The sequence below is a fragment of the Bradyrhizobium sp. A5 genome (assembly GCF_042076515.1).
Taxonomy (GTDB): Bacteria; Pseudomonadota; Alphaproteobacteria; order Rhizobiales; family Xanthobacteraceae; genus Bradyrhizobium; species Bradyrhizobium cosmicum.
Genome location: NZ_CP148990.1, coordinates 3,214,007 through 3,231,030 on the forward strand (window position 1 = coordinate 3,214,007; position 17,024 = coordinate 3,231,030).

20 protein-coding genes are annotated in these 17,024 nt (G+C 64.0%); 14 read left to right on the forward strand and 6 right to left on the reverse strand.

The features are described from left to right. Positions 1-6 precede the first annotated feature (6 nt). From nuoN to WHZ77_RS15425, 12 genes are all read left to right on the forward strand, one after another. Positions 7-1,443, forward strand: coding sequence for an NADH-quinone oxidoreductase subunit NuoN (gene nuoN, locus WHZ77_RS15370; protein ID WP_375314379.1), 1,437 nt, complete (start codon positions 7-9; stop codon positions 1,441-1,443). 1 nt (position 1,444) lies between these two features. After that, complete coding sequence (locus WHZ77_RS15375; protein ID WP_375314380.1) at positions 1,445-2,251, forward strand: biotin--[acetyl-CoA-carboxylase] ligase; 807 nt, start codon at positions 1,445-1,447, stop codon at positions 2,249-2,251. Then, on the forward strand, positions 2,251-3,921 hold the full coding sequence (locus tag WHZ77_RS15380; protein ID WP_375314381.1) for a ribonuclease J: 1,671 nt from the start codon (positions 2,251-2,253) through the stop codon (positions 3,919-3,921). The genes WHZ77_RS15375 and WHZ77_RS15380 overlap by 1 nt, the downstream gene beginning before the upstream one ends. Before the next feature lie 70 nt (positions 3,922-3,991). Continuing rightward, positions 3,992-4,396: a methylmalonyl-CoA epimerase gene (gene mce, locus WHZ77_RS15385; protein WP_375314382.1), complete on the forward strand. Its 405-nt coding sequence runs from the start codon at positions 3,992-3,994 to the stop codon at positions 4,394-4,396. A 9-nt stretch (positions 4,397-4,405) separates the two neighbouring features. Further along, complete coding sequence (locus WHZ77_RS15390; RefSeq protein ID WP_375314383.1) at positions 4,406-4,681, forward strand: DUF1467 family protein; 276 nt, start codon at positions 4,406-4,408, stop codon at positions 4,679-4,681. A 37-nt stretch (positions 4,682-4,718) separates the two neighbouring features. Next, positions 4,719-5,066 (forward strand): hypothetical protein, encoded by a 348-nt coding sequence (locus WHZ77_RS15395; RefSeq protein WP_375314384.1) that lies wholly within the window; start codon positions 4,719-4,721, stop codon positions 5,064-5,066. Between the two features lie 33 nt (positions 5,067-5,099). Next, entirely contained in the window at positions 5,100-6,392 is a 1,293-nt protein-coding gene (gene mtnK / locus WHZ77_RS15400; protein WP_375314385.1) for an S-methyl-5-thioribose kinase, read from the forward strand. A gap of 132 nt (positions 6,393-6,524) precedes the next feature. Next, positions 6,525-8,114, forward strand: coding sequence for an ABC transporter substrate-binding protein (locus tag WHZ77_RS15405; RefSeq protein ID WP_375314386.1), 1,590 nt, complete (start codon positions 6,525-6,527; stop codon positions 8,112-8,114). Positions 8,115-8,174: 60 nt separating this feature from the next. After that, positions 8,175-9,098 carry an ABC transporter permease gene (locus WHZ77_RS15410; RefSeq protein ID WP_375314730.1) on the forward strand — a complete coding sequence of 308 codons (924 nt, stop codon included), beginning with the start codon at positions 8,175-8,177 and terminating at the stop codon, positions 9,096-9,098. Then, on the forward strand, positions 9,095-9,916 hold the full coding sequence (locus WHZ77_RS15415) for an ABC transporter permease (protein ID WP_211386046.1): 822 nt from the start codon (positions 9,095-9,097) through the stop codon (positions 9,914-9,916). Before WHZ77_RS15410 ends, WHZ77_RS15415 begins: the two co-directional genes overlap by 4 nt. After that, complete coding sequence (locus WHZ77_RS15420) at positions 9,913-10,893, forward strand: ABC transporter ATP-binding protein (protein WP_375314387.1); 981 nt, start codon at positions 9,913-9,915, stop codon at positions 10,891-10,893. The genes WHZ77_RS15415 and WHZ77_RS15420 overlap by 4 nt, the downstream gene beginning before the upstream one ends. After that, on the forward strand, positions 10,886-11,905 hold the full coding sequence (locus WHZ77_RS15425; protein WP_375314388.1) for an ABC transporter ATP-binding protein: 1,020 nt from the start codon (positions 10,886-10,888) through the stop codon (positions 11,903-11,905). The genes WHZ77_RS15420 and WHZ77_RS15425 overlap by 8 nt, the downstream gene beginning before the upstream one ends. Here WHZ77_RS15425 and WHZ77_RS15430 read toward each other — a convergent pair whose 3' ends face one another. The 5 genes from WHZ77_RS15430 to WHZ77_RS15450 all read right to left on the reverse strand — a co-directional run bounded on the left by WHZ77_RS15430 (position 11,906) and on the right by WHZ77_RS15450 (position 14,409). After that, positions 11,906-12,478: a hypothetical protein gene (locus tag WHZ77_RS15430; RefSeq protein ID WP_375314389.1), complete on the reverse strand. Its 573-nt coding sequence runs from the start codon at positions 12,476-12,478 to the stop codon at positions 11,906-11,908. A gap of 43 nt (positions 12,479-12,521) precedes the next feature. Continuing rightward, on the reverse strand, positions 12,522-12,860 hold the full coding sequence (locus WHZ77_RS15435; RefSeq protein ID WP_375314390.1) for a hypothetical protein: 339 nt from the start codon (positions 12,858-12,860) through the stop codon (positions 12,522-12,524). Next, positions 12,857-13,084, reverse strand: coding sequence for a hypothetical protein (locus WHZ77_RS15440; protein WP_375314391.1), 228 nt, complete (start codon positions 13,082-13,084; stop codon positions 12,857-12,859). The genes WHZ77_RS15435 and WHZ77_RS15440 overlap by 4 nt, the downstream gene beginning before the upstream one ends. Before the next feature lie 140 nt (positions 13,085-13,224). Beyond that, a complete protein-coding gene (locus tag WHZ77_RS15445) occupies positions 13,225-13,428 on the reverse strand; it encodes a hypothetical protein (RefSeq protein WP_375314392.1) in 204 nt (67 codons plus the stop codon). A 354-nt stretch (positions 13,429-13,782) separates the two neighbouring features. Beyond that, on the reverse strand, positions 13,783-14,409 hold the full coding sequence (locus WHZ77_RS15450; protein ID WP_375314393.1) for a LysR family transcriptional regulator: 627 nt from the start codon (positions 14,407-14,409) through the stop codon (positions 13,783-13,785). A gap of 129 nt (positions 14,410-14,538) precedes the next feature. Here WHZ77_RS15450 and WHZ77_RS15455 point away from each other — a divergent pair, with 129 nt between their 5' ends. Together WHZ77_RS15455 and WHZ77_RS15460 are read left to right on the forward strand one after the other, a co-directional pair. Then, the gene (locus WHZ77_RS15455) at positions 14,539-14,931 is read left to right on the forward strand and encodes a RidA family protein (RefSeq protein WP_375314394.1); all 393 of its coding nucleotides are present in this window, start codon (positions 14,539-14,541) and stop codon (positions 14,929-14,931) included. Between the two features lie 47 nt (positions 14,932-14,978). Further along, on the forward strand, positions 14,979-15,665 hold the full coding sequence (locus WHZ77_RS15460; RefSeq protein ID WP_375314395.1) for an L-2-amino-thiazoline-4-carboxylic acid hydrolase: 687 nt from the start codon (positions 14,979-14,981) through the stop codon (positions 15,663-15,665). Positions 15,666-15,994: 329 nt separating this feature from the next. Here the strand turns inward: WHZ77_RS15460 and WHZ77_RS15465 are convergent, their stop codons facing one another. Further along, positions 15,995-17,023: an ABC transporter permease gene (locus WHZ77_RS15465; protein ID WP_375314396.1), complete on the reverse strand. Its 1,029-nt coding sequence runs from the start codon at positions 17,021-17,023 to the stop codon at positions 15,995-15,997. Position 17,024 lies beyond the last annotated feature (1 nt).

Consider the following 17,024-nt stretch of genomic DNA (forward strand, 5'->3'; position numbering starts at 1 on the left):
ATCGCCATGAGCTTTGAGACTGCAGGTTATCAACTGGCGCCGGTGCTGCCCGAGCTCGTGCTCGCGATCGGCGCCATGGCACTGCTGATGCTGGGCGCCTATCGCGGGCAGGAGACCACCAAGGCGGTCACGACGCTCGCGGTCCTGCTCCTGGTCGTGGTCGGCGTGCTCGAATACATGGTGCCCCCGGGCAAGCAGGTGACCTTCGGCGGCAGCTTCATCGTCGACGATTTCGCCCGCTTCATGAAGATCCTGGCCCTGATCGGCTCGGCGGTGACGCTGATCCTGTCGACCGAGTTCCTGTCCGACCCGTCGCGCCGCATCTTCGAATACGCCATCCTGGTGCTGCTCTCGACGCTCGGCATGATGGTGCTGATCTCGGCCGGCGATCTGATCTCGCTCTATCTGGGCCTCGAGCTGATGTCGCTCGCGCTCTACGTCGTGGCGGCCTCGCACCGCGACAACGCCAAGTCGACCGAAGCCGGCCTGAAGTATTTCGTGCTCGGCGCGCTGTCCTCGGGCATGCTGCTCTACGGCTCCTCGCTGATCTACGGCTTCACCGGCACGGTCAGCTTCACCGGTATCGCCGCGTCCGCGACCGTCTCCAATGTCGGACTCGTGTTCGGCCTCGTCTTCCTGCTCGCCGGCCTCTGCTTCAAGGTTTCGGCCGTGCCGTTCCACATGTGGACGCCGGACGTGTACGAGGGCGCGCCGACGCCGGTCACCGCCTTCTTCGCGTCCGCGCCGAAGGTCGCCGCGCTCGCCGTCTTCACCCGCGTCACGCTGACCGCTTTCCCGGGCATCGTCTCGCAGTGGCAGCAGATCCTGGTGTTCGTCGCGATCGCCTCGATGGCGCTGGGCTCCTTCGCCGCGATCGGCCAGACCAACATCAAGCGCCTGATGGCCTATTCCTCGATCGGCCATATGGGCTTCGCCCTGGTCGGGCTCGCCTCCGGCACGCTGGAAGGCGCGCAGGGCGTGGTGATGTACATCGTGATCTATGTCGCGATGACGCTGGGCTCGTTCTCGATCATCCTCGCCATGAAGCGCAACGGCCAGGCCGTGGAGCAGATCAGCGACTTCGCAGGCCTGTCGCGGACCAATCCGCTGCTCGCCTTCATGTTCGCGATGCTGCTGTTCTCGCTTGCGGGCGTGCCGCCGCTCGCCGGCTTCTTCGGCAAGTGGTACGTCTTCGTCGCCGCCATCAAGGCCAATCTGTTCACGCTCGCCGTCATCGGCGTGCTGACCAGCGTGGTCGGCGCCTATTATTACCTCTCCATCGTCAAGACGATGTATTTCGACGCGCCGGCCGGCCAGGTCGATCCGGTGCGCATCGAGGTGAAGGCGGTGCTGGCGGTGTTTGGCCTGTTCAACATCCTGTTCGCGCTGTTCGCGGGCCCGGTCGTGACCGTGGCCTCCGCCGCGGCAAAGTCGCTGTTTTAGGATGGGATTCGCGCTCGGTCCTCGCGCACTCCAGGCGGGCTACAAGCTCGCAGCTTTCGACCGGACCGGCTCGACCAACACCGATGCGATCGAGCGTGCGCGGGCCGGCGAACGCGGCCCGATGTGGTTCGTGACGACGGAGCAAACGGCCGGCCGGGGCCGTCGCCAGCGCGCCTGGATCTCGCCGCGCGGCAATCTCGCCGCCAGCGTCCTCGAGGTGCTGGACGTCGCGCCTGCGGTTGCCGCCACCATTGGGTTTGCGGCGGGGCTGGCGGAAGAGGCCGCGCTCGAGAAGGTCAGCCTCGAGGCGGCGTTGCGCCTCGGTCCCGACAGGCCCAATTACGCCCTGAAATGGCCGAACGACGTTCTCGCGAACGGCAGGAAGCTCGTCGGCATCGGCCTTGAGGCCGAAGCCATCGGTGATCGCCTCGCCATCGTTGTCGGCATCGGCACCAACGTCGTGGCGGCGCCGGAGGGCACGCCGACGCCGGCCGTGTCGCTCGCCGCCCTCGGTGTCCAGATCAGTGCGGAAGAGCTGTTCTCGGCGTTGTCCGATGCCTGGGTCGAATTTCGCGGTATCTGGGACAATGGCCGCGGCTTCGCCGAGATCCGCCAGCTCTGGCTGGAACGTGCGGCCGGCCTTGGCGAGCGGGTCGCGATCAACACGGGAGCGATGACGCTGGAAGGCATTTTCGACACCATCGACGACACCGGGTGCCTGATCGTCCGCACCGCTGACGGCCAACGCCTGCCGGTGGCGGCCGGCGAGGTGTTCTTCGGCTCGGCCGCCTCCGTGGGAGCTGCGTGATGGCGAAGCCTGACGAACTGGTATTTGCGCCGCTTGGCGGCGTCGGCGAGATCGGCATGAATTTGTCGATCTACGGCCTCGGCAACCGCCAGCAGCGGTCCTGGCTCGCGATCGATCTCGGCGTCTCCTTCGGCGACGAGGAGCACCTGCCGGGCATCGACCTGATCATGCCCGACATCAGCTTCCTGGAGAAGGAACGCAAGAACCTGATGGGCCTGGTGCTGACCCACGCCCATGAGGACCATTTCGGCGCCATCATCGATCTCTGGCCGAAGCTGAAATGCCCGATCTATGCGACCCAGTTCAGCGCGGCGCTGTTCGAGGCCAAGCTTGCGGCCGAGCGCAACGCGCCGAAGATCCCGGTGACGGTGGTGCCGTCGGGCGGGCGCGTCGATATCGGCCCGTTCAACGTCGAGTTCATTCCGGTCGCGCATTCGATTCCCGAGTCGCATGCGCTGGCGATCCACACCTCAGCCGGCATCGTGCTGCACACCGGCGACTGGAAGATCGACCCGACCCCGATCATCGGCCGCCCGACCGACGAAAAGCGGCTGCGCGAACTGGGGGATGAAGGCGTGCTCGCTTTGATCGGCGATTCCACCAACGCCGTCCGCGACGGCCGCTCGCCGTCCGAAGCCGAGGTCGCCAGGACCATCACCGAATTGGTGAAGGCCGCCAAAGGCCGTGTCGCAGTCACGACCTTTGCCTCCAACGTCGCGCGCCTCAAGGCCGTCGCCGATGCGGCGCGGGCTGCCGACCGCGAGGTCGTCGTGGTCGGCCGCGCCATGGAGCGCGTGTCGCAGGTCGCGCGCGAGACCGGCTATCTCGACGGCGTCCAGAGCTTCCGCTCGACCGACGTCTACGGGCATCTGCCGCAAGACAAGGTGCTGGCACTCTGCACCGGCAGCCAGGGCGAGGCCCGCGCCGCGCTGGCGCGCATCGCCAATGACGACCACCCCGAGATCACGCTGAACCGCGGCGACTGTGTGATCTTCTCCTCGCGCACCATTCCCGGCAACGAGAAGGCCGTCGGCGCGATCATCAACAATTTGATCCTTCAGGGCGTCGAGGTCATCACCGATCGCGATCATCTGGTCCACGTCTCCGGCCATCCGCGCCGCGACGAGCTGCGCGACATGATCGCCTGGGTCAGGCCGCAGCTCCTGATCCCCGTCCATGGCGAGGCCCTGCATCTGCACGAGCATGCCAAGCTCGCGCGCGCCGCCGGCGTGCCCCGCGTGCTGGTCATCCGCAACGGCGACCTGGTCAAGCTCGGCCCCGGCGATCCCGGCGTCGTCGGGCAGGTGCCTTCGGGCCGCCTCTACAAGGACGGCACGATTCTGGAGGACTCCAAGTCCCGTGCCGTGGTCGAGCGCCGCCGCATGGCGTTTTCCGGCTGTGCCTTCGTCGCCTTCGCCATGAACGCGCAGGGCGAGCTGGTCGACGATCCCGAGGTCGATCTCGTCGGCATCCCCGACAAGAACCGGGCGGGCGAGCCCTTCGACGACATCGTGTTCGACGCCGTGGTCTCCACCATCGAGGGCCTGCCGAAGGCCCGTCGCCGCGATCCGGATGCCTTGGCCGAGTCGGTGCGACGCGCTGTCCGGTCCGTGATCAACGAACATTGGGGCAAAAAGCCCCCCTGTCTGGTACACGTCCTGACAGTGTAACTATATCGGCATGGTCTTCCGGGAGGGCGGCATGCCGCCTGTTCGGATCATGCGCTGAGGGAGAAGAAACATGCTGGGTCGCCTCAACCATGTCGCGATCGCGACCAAGGACGCCATCAAGGCCGCCAGGATCTACGGTGCGGCGTTCGGCGCCCAGATTTCGGAGGCCGTGCCGCTGCCCGAGCACGGCGTCATCACCGTGTTCGCGACGCTGCCCAACACCAAGATCGAGTTCATCGAGCCGCTCGGCGAGGCCTCGCCGATCGCAAAATTCGTCGAACGCAATCCCGACGGTGGCATCCACCACATCTGCTACGAGGTGGTCGACATCATCGCCTCGCGCGACACGCTGGTGAAGGAGGGCGCACGGGTACTCGGCGACGGCGTGCCGAAGATCGGCGCCCACGGCAAGCCGGTGCTGTTCCTGCACCCGAAGGACTTTTCCGGCGCCCTGGTCGAAATCGAGCAGGCGTAAGGCCGCCCCATGGCCATCCAGATATCGACTGCGCTTGCGATCTACTTCGTCATCTGGTGGATCGCGCTGTTCCTGACGCTGCCGTTCGGTGTGCGCAGCCAGCACGAGGACGGTGCCGGCGCACCCGGCACCGATCCCGGTGCGCCGATCCTGACGCGGATGAGAAGCAAGCTGATCTGGACCACGATCATCTCGGCGGTCATCTACGGGATCGGCATCGCCGCCTATCATGCAGGCTATCTCTCGATCGAACGCCTGTCGAAATTGATGGGCATGCCGTTCTAGATACTTGAAATTGTTTTGTTGCTTTTGGGGGGAACGAATGACTTTTCAGAGGATCGTCATCGCGCTTCTGGCGCTGATCGTCGCCGGCCTTGGCGCCATCGGTTATTTCGAATGGAAGAGGGCGGTGCAGGTGCGGACGCTGAAGGCGTTCGTCGAGGGCTACGTCTTCAACGAGGCCGTGCTGGCCTGCGAGCAGGCCAAGAGCTCGACGCCGTTCAAATGGAACGGGGGCAAGAGCACCTCGGTGATCGGGCTGAATTCGGTCAAGCTGGACAAATACAACGTCAGCGCCAGCTACACGCTGGTGGCGGACGGCGTCTATTGCGATTACGATCCGATCAAAAGAAAGGCCGAGATCGGCTCGAGCTTCCTGGAGCGGGAGTAACGATCCGGCCCATATACATGGGATGGGATCGTCATGGCCGGAGATCGGGCAGGGGACTACCGCATTCTGCATGACGCCGCCTTGCGGGACTATCTCGCGGGCGTGCCGGACCTCGTGGCGCTTCTCGGTGCTGAACCGGTGTCCTGGTCGATCACGGAGGTCGGCGACGGCAATCTCAATCTCGTCTTCATCGTCAAGGGCGACCGCGGCGGCGTCGCCGTGAAGCAGGCGCTGCCTTACGTCCGCCTCGTCGGCGAGAGCTGGCCGCTGCCGCTGTCGCGGGCCCATTACGAATTTCTGGCCTTGTCCCGGCAGGCCGAGCTCGCGCCCGGTCTGGTGCCGGCGCTGCTGCATCACAACGAGACGCTGGCGCTGACGGTGATGGAACTGCTCGAGCCCCACATCATCATGCGCAAGGGGCTGGTCGCGGCAACGCAATATCCGCGCTTCGTGGACGACATCACCACCTTCATGGCGCGCACCCTGTACTTCACCTCCGACCTCGTGGTCTCAGCGGCCGACAAGAAGCAGGCTATCGCCGCCTTCGCCGGCAACCACGCGCTGTGCAAGATCACGGAGGATTTGATCTTCACCGATCCCTATCGCGTCGCCGAGCAGAACCGCTGGACCGCGCCGTATCTCGACGCTCTGGCCGCTGGCTTGCGCGACGACATGGACCTGCATGTCGCGGTCTCCCGCCTCAAGCTGAAATTCATGGCCAGCCCCGAGGCGCTGCTCCATGGCGACCTCCACACCGGATCGATCATGGTGACGGACAGCCAGACGCGGGTGATCGATCCGGAATTCGCATTCTACGCCCCGATGGGATTCGACGTCGGTGCCGTGCTGGCGAACCTCCTGATGGCATATTTTGCTTCCGCCGGTCACGAGCGCTCGCCCGGCGAGCGGCAGGCATTCGAGGCCTGGGTGCTCGAGACGGTTGAAAAGAGCTGGAACGAGTTCGCCCGGAAATTTCTCGACCTCTGGCGCGCCGGCGCCATGGGTGACGCCTATCCGGTCTCGCTCTTTGCCAGCGAGAAGGGCGCCGCGCGCCTCGAGGCCGAGCGGCAGGCCTACATGCAACGCCTGTTCGCCGACACCGTCGGCTTCGCCGCCGCGAAGATCATCCGCCGCATCTTCGGCCTCGCGCACAACATCGACTTTGAATTGATCGAGGATCCGCGCCAGCGGGCGATCTGCGAGGCACGTGCGGTGCGGCTGGCGCGCGCGATGATGGTGGAGGCGGGGGCGTTTCCCGCCATCGCCGACGTCACGGGTGCAGCGCGGAAACTGCGCAACTGGCAGCCGGAGTTCGCGGCCGGGTAGAGGCACGTCCTCGCAAATTGGCGGCCCCTGGCGCTACGCTCGCACGTGCCCTCCCATTCAAGGCTCTTGCATTCGACGTGCTGCGAATGGTCAACTTGCTGACCGGAGCACGTCTGTAGTGTCGGAGGGAACATGATGTTCAGGGTAGTGGCGATCGTTGCTGGTTTGGGGCTGGCGCTCGCCGCCACGGCGGAGGCCCAGACGCCGCGCAAGGGCGGAACCATCCGCATGACCGCGCCCTATGGGTCGAGCTTCACCAGCCTCGACATTCACACCACGCAGCGCGCCCAGGACGAGATCTACGCCAAGGCGCTGCACCGGTCGCTCTACATCTGGAATTCCGCGGAAGGAAAGCCGGTTCTGGAGCTTGCCAAAGAGGACGTCGTCTCGGGTGGAGGGCTCGTTCACACCTTCAAGCTGCGCGACGACGCCTATTTCCACAATGGCCGCAAGATGACGGCCGACGACGTCATCTGGTCCTACAACCGCATCATGGACGGCACCAAGGCCTATCCCGGCGCGCGTTTCGTCCGCATGATCGAGGGCGCGGCCGCGGTCGAGAAGGGCCAGGCCAAGGAAATCTCCGGCCTGAAGAAGATCGACGATTTCACCGTCGAGATGAAGCTGACCGAGAAGGTCGATCCCGGTTTCTATTTCTTCACCGCGCTGACCTCGATCTATCCTGCCGACGAGGGCGCCAAGGAGAGCTTCATCCAAAAGCCGATCGGTCTCGGGCCGTTCAAGTTCGTCGAGCACGTGCCGGGATCGCGCATCGTGCTGGAGCGCTGGGACCGGTTCTACAAGCCCGGCAAGCCCTACGCCGACAAGGTGATCGTGTCGATCATGGCCGAGGCCGCGGCACGCGATGTCGCCTTCCGCAACAAGGAGATCGACACCTCGGTGCTGGGACCGGCGCAATATGTCGCCTATCAGACCGACGCCAACCTCAAGGGCACCGTCGTCGAGGTCGCCGAGGTCTTCACGCGTTACATGGGGATGAATCCCTCGTTCAAGCCGTTCGCCGACAAGCGCGTCCGGCAGGCGATCAACTACGCCATCGACACCGATTTGATCATCAACAAGCTGGTCAAGGGCAAGGCCTATCGCGCCACCAGTTGGCTGCCGCTGACCTCTCCCGCCTACGACAAGGCCATGAAGCCTTACGCCTTCGATCCTGCCAAGGCCAGGCAGCTGCTCGCTGACGCCGGCTATCCCTCCGGCTTCGAATTCGAATGGACCACCAGCCAGAACGAGAGCTGGGGCCTGCCGATCGTCTCGGCCGTGATCCCGATGCTGGACAAGGTCGGCATCAAGGTCAAGGTCAAGCAGGTCGAGACCGCGGTGCTGGCGGAGGTGGTTCGCAGCGGCGACTACCAGGCCTTCATCTATTCCCAGGCCACCGGTCCGGACCCGCAGGCTGCCCTGAAATGCTTCCATTCGGCGACGCCGCAATCGGCCTGCAACTACATGAACTACAAAAATGCCGAATTCGACAAGATCGTGGATGCCGCCGGGCAGGCGGACGACCCTGCGAAGCGCGTCGAGCTGTTGCAGAAGGCCAATGCGCTGCTCTACGACGAGGCTCCGGTGTGGTTCTTCAACTACAACAAGGCGGTGATGGCCGTGCAGCCATGGCTCAAGGGCATTCAGCTCAACGCGACCGAACTGACCCACCAGAACGTCGAAGACCTCTGGGTCGACGAGACCTCGCCCGCGAAGTGACACGCGCTCTCGCGCTCCCTCCATCGCGACCGACGATGGGGGGAGAGAAGAAAAGTGCCGATGCTCTCCTTCCTGTTCCGCCGCCTGCTGCAGACCATTCCGACCGTGCTCGCCGTCGTGGCTCTGGTGTTCGTGCTGTTCAGCGTCGTTCCCGGCAGCATCGTCTCTTCCATGAGCGACGATAGCGACCCACAGGTCGAGCTGCGCATGAAGAAGCAGCTCGGCCTCGACGATCCCGTCTATGTGCGCTTTGGGGTCTACATCGCCAAGCTCGCCACCGGTGATTTCGGGACCTCGTTCCGGACCCGGGAGCCGGTCACGACCATGATCGCCAAACGGATATGGCCGACGCTGCAATTGATCGTCGCGGCCATGGCGTTTGCCGTCGTGATCGGCGTGCCGCTCGGCTTCGTCGCAGCGCTGAAGCCCGGCGGCATCGTCGATACGCTCGCGATGGTCGTGGCGGTGTCCGGCCTTTCGATCGCCAAATTCTGGCTCGGGCTGGTGCTGATGTACTTCTTCGCGTTGAAGCTCGGCTGGCTGCCGAGTTTCGGCTATGGCGACGGGGGATTGAAATATCTGATCCTGCCGGCCGTGACGCTTGGCGTCTCGCCGATGGCGTTGTTCGCCCGGACGACACGCGCCGCGGTCCTCGAGATCATGACCGCTGATTTCGTCCGCACCGCGCGCTCCAAGGGCATGAGCGAGACGCGGGTGGTGAAATGGCATGTGATGCGCAACGCGCTCGTCATCATTCTCACTACCGTCGGCCTGCAATTCGGCGCGTTGATGGGGCAGGCGGTCGTGGTCGAGAAATTGTTCTCGTGGCCGGGGATCGGCTCGCTGCTCGTGGACAGCGTCCTGCAGCGCGACATTCCGGCCGTCCAGGGCTCCATTCTCGTCGTGGTGCTGTCCTTTCTCGCGATCAATCTGCTGGTCGACGTGCTCTACGGAGTGATCGATCCCAGGATCAGATACGCATGAAGCTCCGCGCCAATCTCATCATCGGCGGCGCGTTGTTCGCGCTTGCGATCCTGGTCGGCCTGCTCGCGCCCTGGCTGGCGCATACCGACCCTGTCCTCGACGCCAACCTCATGAACGCGGAGGAGCCGCCAAGCTGGACCTGGTGGTTCGGCACTGACGACCAGGGCCGCGATATCTATTCCCGTGTGGTCTACGGTGCCCGCGTCTCGCTGACGGTCGGCATCGTCTCGCAGCTCATCAACAGCGTCATCGGTGTGGCGCTGGGCCTCAGTGCCGGCTATTGGGGCGGCTGGTGGGACGATGTCGTCAATGGCCTGACCAACGTCATGCTCGCGATCCCCTCGCTGATCTTCGCGCTCGCCATCATGGCGGTGCTGGGCCCCGGCCTCACCAGCCTGCTGATCGCGCTCGGCTTGACCAACTGGTCCTTCACCTGCCGGATCGCGCGGGCCTCGGCGCTGTCGCTGCGAAGCCAGGGCTATGTGCAGGCCGCGACCGTGCTCGGCTATGGCGATCTGCGCATCATGATCACGCAGCTGCTGCCGAACATGCTGGGGCCGATCGTCGTCATCGGCACGCTCGGCATGGGCAGCGCGGTCTTGTCCGAGGCCGCGTTATCGTTCCTCGGCCTCGGCGTCCGCCCACCGTTTCCGAGCTGGGGCAGCATGCTGTCGGACGCCCGCGACCAGATCACGACGGCGCCGTGGCTCTCGGTCTTTCCGGGCCTCGCCATCTTCCTGACGGTGCTCGGTCTCAATCTGCTCGGCGACGGCCTGCGCGACATTCTCGATCCCCAATCGCGGAGCCGGCGGACATGACCGGCGCGCCGCTGATCGAAGTCGAGGATTTGCGTATCGACCTTCACGACGGATCGCGGCGCGTTGCGGCGGCCGAGGGCGTTTCATTCCGGATCGATCGTGGCGAGACGTTCGGTCTCGTCGGCGAATCCGGCTGCGGAAAGAGCATCACGGCGCTCGCCTTGATCGGCCTGTTGCGGCCGCCGCTGTCGATCGGCGACGGCGTCATCCGGTTCGAGGGGAAGGAGATCCAGCATCTTTCGGCAGCCAGGCAGCGGGATCTGCGCGGCAACCGCATCGCCATGATCTTCCAGGAGCCGATGACGGCGCTCAATCCGGTTTCGCCGGTGGGCCGGCAAATCGCCGAGATGTTCGTGCTGCACAAGGGCAAGAGCTGGCGGGAGGCCGACCGGCTGGCGGTCGAGGCGCTGGCGAACGTTCGTGTTCCCGCGCCGGAGCGGCGCGTGCACGATTACCCGCACCAGCTGTCCGGCGGCATGCGCCAGCGCGTCATGATCGCCATCGCGCTCGCCTGCGGTCCGGACCTGCTGATCGCCGACGAGCCGACCACCGCGCTCGACGTGACAGTGCAGGCCGAAATCATCGAGCTGATGCGCAATCTGTGCGCCGAGCGGGGAACGGCGATCCTGATGATCAGCCATGATCTCGGCCTCGTCGCCAATGTCTGCCGGCGCGTCGCCGTGATGTATGCCGGTCGCATCGTCGAAGAGCGGGGCTCGGCCGATATTTTCCGCACCCCCTCGCATCCCTATACGCAAGGCCTGGTGGCTTCGCTGCCGCGGCTGGGCAGCCGCGCCGCGCTTGGCCGATCCAGGCTCCAGGAGATCGCGGGCGTCGTCCCGGCCATCACCAACTTCCCCGATGGCTGCCGGTTCAATCCGCGCTGCACGCAGGCGACCGAGATTTGCCGGACGGTCGCGCCGGCCGCGGATTTTCTGGGGGCGGGCGGCCTGGTCAGGTGTCACCACCATGCATGAGGGCAGGGCGGATGACGTCATTCTCAGCGTCGAGGATCTCGCGGTTCATTTTCCGCTTGGAGGCGGCCTGCTCGGCCGCAACAAGCGGGTGCTCCGTGCCGTGGACGGTGTCAATCTCACCCTGAAGCGCGGCGAATGCCTCGGCCTCGTCGGCGAGTCCGGCTCCGGCAAGTCGACGGTGGCATTGTCGATCCTCGGCCTGCTGACGCCGACGCGCGGCCGCGTCGTGCTGGACGGGCAGGTCGTGGCGAACCGGCAATCCGGCGATCGGAAGTCGCTGGCGCGGATCGTGCAGATCGTGTTCCAGGACCCTTACGCCTCCCTCAACCCGCGCCAGACTGTTCGCCGCACGTTAGAGGATCCCCTGCGCGTCCACGGCGTGACCGCAAAGAGCGAGATCGAGGACCGCGTCGCCAACATGCTGCGGCATGTCGGCCTGCGGCCCGAACAGGCCGACCGCTACCCGCACGAATTCTCCGGCGGCCAGCGCCAGCGCATCGGCATCGCCCGCGCGCTGATCCTCAATCCCAAAATCGTCATCTGCGACGAACCCGTGTCGGCGCTGGACGTCTCGATCCGCGCCCAGATCATCAACCTGCTGCTGGAATTGAAGGAGACGCTCGGTCTCTCCTACATCATGATCAGCCACGACCTCGGCGTCGTCGAGCACATGAGCGACAAGGTCGCCGTCATGTATCTCGGCCGCATCGTTGAGAACGGCGACTGGCGCGAAATCTTCGAACGTCCCGCGCACCCCTACACGCAGGCCCTGATCGCCGCGATCCCCGATCCGCTGCGCCATGCGCCGCTGGCGACGACAGGCGGCGATCTTCCCAATCCGCTCGATCCGCCCAATGGATGCGCGTTCAGCCCGCGATGCCGTTATGCCGAGGCGGTGTGCCGGAGCGAGCCGGGGCCGATGCTTGAAACGCGAGCGGACGGGCACGCGGTGCGATGCTGGCGGGCTGACGAGATTGCAGGGCAGGTGGCATTGGCGACCGTGGGCAGATAGCTACGCACTGCTCTTGGGACGTATGTTGCGATTGTCGAGGCGTCCTCTCCAACGCGTCATGACTTTCTCTTCGTAGCGCGCTTGGTCAAATCGGACACGATCAGTGCCTTCGATCCGAAAAATGTCGTCCCTGGACGCAACGGAATTCAGAAAGCTGGGCGATCGAAGGGCGAGGTCGACGAGCCCCCCGGCAGACATGAAATGACTATGCAGATACTCGAACGAGAACATGGCGACGCAGTAATTGTCGAAGGTCTCGAAATTCGAAAAGTCGGCAACGCCGCATTCGGCCAAGGTCATCACAGGGTAAGAGAAGTCATTCCTTGGCATCGAAGTTGGTCGAGCCCATGGAGGTGGGGGTGGCTGCTGGAGGGCCTTCAGGACGCCAACTTGACCCAGTACCCCGCCAATCCATTCCCAGTGGCCCATAGCTTCGTGATAGAATGCCTCGCGCTGCGTGCCATTTTGATCGGGAAGGGATTGGATAAACCCGCTCTTCCGGTCGTGATCCATCTTCCGATAGACCTCGAAAAGGAATTCGTAAGCGAGCGCGCCGACTGTTGCGTTGCGCATTTATTGACCTCAATCATGCCGACGCTACGCCGTGGCTGTTCCACTAGACCATCATTGTGTGTTTCCGCTGCGCCCGGCTGCGGCGAAAACCCACGAAGAGCGCGACGAATGCCGGTACAAAGAGGAACAATCCCGCGAATATGATTGCGAAGTCTTTGTCGGCATTGACGTGGGGCAAGTCGGAAAATCTGGCGAGCACAAGAACAAGTGCAATGCAGACCACAAAGAGTTTCGCGATTGCAACGCTGAAGAGGATACCCGAAAAGGTGTTGGGACTGGACTTGTCGATCCACATTCCGATCCACCGGCCAGGTAGCAGCAGAGAAAGGAAACTAACCATCCAGACGACTGCAATCACGCCCGCGAGTTCGAGCACGCTCATGTGCGCTTCCCGGCTTGAGATGTCGTTGTCTCGAAAGTCAACGCTGTCGGCACAGGCTGTTTGCGCGGCTCTTCTTGACGGCTTGCCGCGACGGCAAACCAGAGTCCGGTCATGATGATCAACGTGCGGACACCTGCGACCAGGCTTCGGTTGAGTTTGAAGAAATGACCGGCAGCCTCGATCATGGCGGCGCCCGCGAAGGCCAGCGCGAAAGCAGAGAGCATTGCGTTTCCCAGTTGTGGGGGATAGTGCTTCGGATGTCCTAAAAGACGATTAGCCCGATCAGTAAAACAGCCACGGCCCGCGCGAGCCTTAGGGAACATGGCAGCAATCGCTAGTGGCGAGACTGGGGTCCGTAGACCGGTCACAATCCGCCGCTCAGGATCTGGAGAAATGCGAGAGGTGACGCCGCCAGCAGCGCGCCTGCGACAAGTCCGACGGTCCCAAGTGCGAAGGCACCCAACCATGCGTGGTGTGTCCAGCCATAGACAAAGCCAAAGGTCATACAAAGGGAAATGATCGAAACCGCCCATACGATCTGCACGGCGATTTTAACCATTTTGATCATCGGCTCTTAACCTGTCGCAGTCTGCACCAGGCCGTGCGTTTTGCGATCGCCTATTGCTCCGCAAGCCTGGAATGTACAGGTAATGGGCATCGGGTTGAACGGAAGCCCATGGTCCGCTACGTAAGCAATATTCCGACCGGGCGGACCTATTTGGGGTTCACGTTGGTTTGGACCATCGTGACGTTTTTCGTCTTCCTGCTTTGCATTGCAATATTTGCCGCCGGTCATTGGATAGCTGGCTTGTTTATCGTCTTCCTCACTGCATATTTTTATGTTCGGCACTGCATTGCGATCGGCAAACGCGCACGACGTGGGCTTGTTCGCCGTCCGTAAGGCCAGCTGAAAGCTGTCGCCTCAGCTTCCGACGCCGCCGACCAGACGCGGGCGGCGGTTTGCGAGCGGGTTGTCTGCCGGGAGGGTACGCAGCCACGCGCGGAAACTGACGATCTCGGGGCAATCCGCGGTGCCTTCAGACGCAATCAGCCAATCACCGAGGCCCGATCCCTGATGGATCCGGTCGCAGCGATAGCCGGGATGGTGGCTGACGCCGCGGGCGATCAAGAGGTCGACCTTGCCCTCGACCAATTCGTGCAGGCCGGCCGGCTGCAGCACCCGCAGGCCGATCTCCGCATGCGCGCTGCGAAACGCCGCCAGATCCAGGCGGCGCAGGTCGAAGCCGCCATGAACGCCCAGCTGTAGCAGCACCGCACCTGCTGGTTTCAATTGCGCCGTCGCGTCCGCAATGTGGCGGAACCCTTCGGATATCCCGGGCAGATAGGCCTGACCGGCTGGGGTCAGTATCAGCTGCTTGTGCAGCCGCTCGAACAGCTGCACGCCGAGGCGGGCCTCCAGCGCTTTCACCTGCTGCCCCACGGCGGCGGGCGTCACGTGCAACTCGTGCGCGGCGAGCTTGAAGCTGAGATGGCGGGCAGCGGCCTCGAAGGCGCGGAGCGCGTTGAGCGGGGGAAGGGCGTAAGTCATCGCGCCGCAAGTTTGACACCGATGGCCCCCATCCCTGCAATAGATTTTCTTGCCCTGAACCGCAGGAATGATGCTTTGCGCCGTGGCGATGCCGCCGGGTACGTTTGGCCCGCAATCCGGAGAAGCCACATGCCCCCAGCTCACATCGTCAGCCACAATCCCGCAACGGTCCACCCGCCCGCCGGCGGCTACAGCATGGGACTTGAGCTGACGCAGCATCGCCGCCTGCTGTTCGTCAGCGGCCAGGTCCCTGAACGAACGGACGGCTCCGTGCCCGAAGGTTTCGAGGCGCAGTGCGAGCAGGCCTGGCGAAACGTCAGGGAGGTGCTCGCGGCCGCAGGCCTTGGCGTCGCACATCTGGTCAAGGTCACCACGTTCCTGACCGATCGCAGCCAGCTCGTGGCCAATCGCGCCATCCGGAGCGCGATGCTCGGGGAGCAGCAGCCCGCCCTGACGGTCGTGGTCGTCGAGCCCGTCGACAGCAAATGGCTGCTGGAGATCGAGGCGATCGCCGCGGAATGAAGCGGGCATCGCCGATGTTGCAACAATCTCGTCATGTCAGGTGTCCAATGACTGAAGTCCATCCCTTCTACGAAACGCATCGGAGCGCCATGGAGGCCGCCATGCGCGAACGTCTTGACCTCGCCGAGGCGATGCTCCGCGAGCGCGCGCATCTGTCGGATATCGACGGGATCAGGCGGGAGGTGATGGACGAATTCGAGATCGTGCTCACCCAGATGCCTTATGTCGGCGGCGCGGCAAGCCGCATGAGCGATTTCTTCATGCGCCTGACGGGGTTCATGGCGATCAGCCGCGTGCTGCTGAGGCACGGCGTGCCGGCGCCCGTGATCGGCGAGATCGAGCGAGACACCTACAAGGCGCAATTGCTGACCGCGCCTGAAGCGGAACGTCTCGCCGCGGGGATTCAATTCATGTCGCCGGAGAACCAGGCCTTGCTGCGCCAGCAGGCGGCAGAGAGCGTTACCGAGAGTCACCAGAAGGAGTTTCCTGAAGACTTCGTCTACGATTTCATCGAGCCGCGTTCGCAAGACAGTTTTGAATTCGGCATCAACTACAAGGCCTGCGGCTTCTGCAAGCTGGCGGCGCGCCACGGCGACAAGGATATCCTGCCCAATATCTGCGGGCTGGATTTCGACGCCTATGCCGCCCGAGGCATTCGCCTGGAGCGGACACAAACGCTGGCGGGTGGCGCCAGCCACTGCAATTTCCGCTTCTCGCGGTTGGCGCCGGATTAGAACCGTCATCCTGATGAGGTGGCCGCTTCTTCAGCGGCCCTCGAAGGACGACGGCCCGGCTGCTGCGCAGTCGTCATTGCGAGCGCAGCGAAGCAATCCAGAATCCCCCAGCGGAAAGACTCTGGATTGCTTCGCTGCGCTCGCAATGACGGGGCAGGTACCGCTTGTCGAAGCCGCCGCCATGATGCCATCATGCTCCTGTTTTGCCCGACGCGTCAAATAGAATTCGAAAAATCAGCAATTGCGCGGCGTCGCCCTCAAGCCGTTGATTTCGCTGGTCCCGGCTACTGTGCATGGGGTTGTTTTCGCATTTTTGTTTTGACGGCCGTCTATTCCGCCGCTTTCTCCCGCAGCCGCTGCGCATAGACGTTGATGACCAGCGCCGCCAGCAGGATCAGGCCGCGGATCAGGATCTTCAGAAAACTGTCGATGTTGACGTGGTCGAGGCCGTTGTTGAGGACGCCGAGCACGAACAGCCCGACGATGGTGTTGCCGATGCCGCCGCGGCCGCCGAACAGGCTGGTGCCGCCGACGACGACGGCGGCAATGGAGTCGAGCAGATAGGTGTCGAACTCGTTCTGTTGCGCGCTGCCGAAATGGGCGACGCCGAGCATGCCGCCAATGCCCGAGCACACCGCCGAGATCACCATGACGCTGCCCAGGATGAGCTTGACGTTGAGGCCGGAATATTCGGCCGCCTCACGGTTGCCGCCGACCATGTAGACGTAGCGGCCGAAGCGCGTGTAGGTCAGCACCAGATGGCCGCCGAGCAGCATGATGGCCGCGACGATGACGATCCACGGGATGCCGCCGATCGAGCCAGAGCCGAGCGTGGTGATCAGGCCCGGCACCTTGTAGGCGATCTGGCCACGTACCAGCAGGGCCGACACGCCGGCCGCGATCTGCATCATCGCCAGCGTCATGATGAAGGAGGGGATGCCGATCACGGTCAGCCCCAGCGCGTTGACGAGGCCGAGCAGCGCGCAGAGCAGGATCGACATCACGATCGCGACTGCGCCGGGCAGCGGGATGTTGGCGATGTTGACGTAGGATTCCTGCAGCGTGAAGTAGGCGACCGCGATGCCGGTGACGTTGGCGATGCTGGCGATGGAGAGGTCGATCTCCGCGCAGAGGATCACGAAGGTGAGACCGACGGCGATGATGCCCGTCACCGACACTTGCGTGAGGATGTTGCCGAGATTGTCCAGCGTCGCGAAGGAGGGGCTCGCGAGGGCGAAGAAGCCGGACAGGAAGATCAAGGTCAGGAACGGCGCGATGTTGCGCATCTGCGAGCGCAGGAAGGGCGCGAGACCCCGCGCTTTCCGACCCAACGCTGGAACCGTCTCACTGCTCGCCATG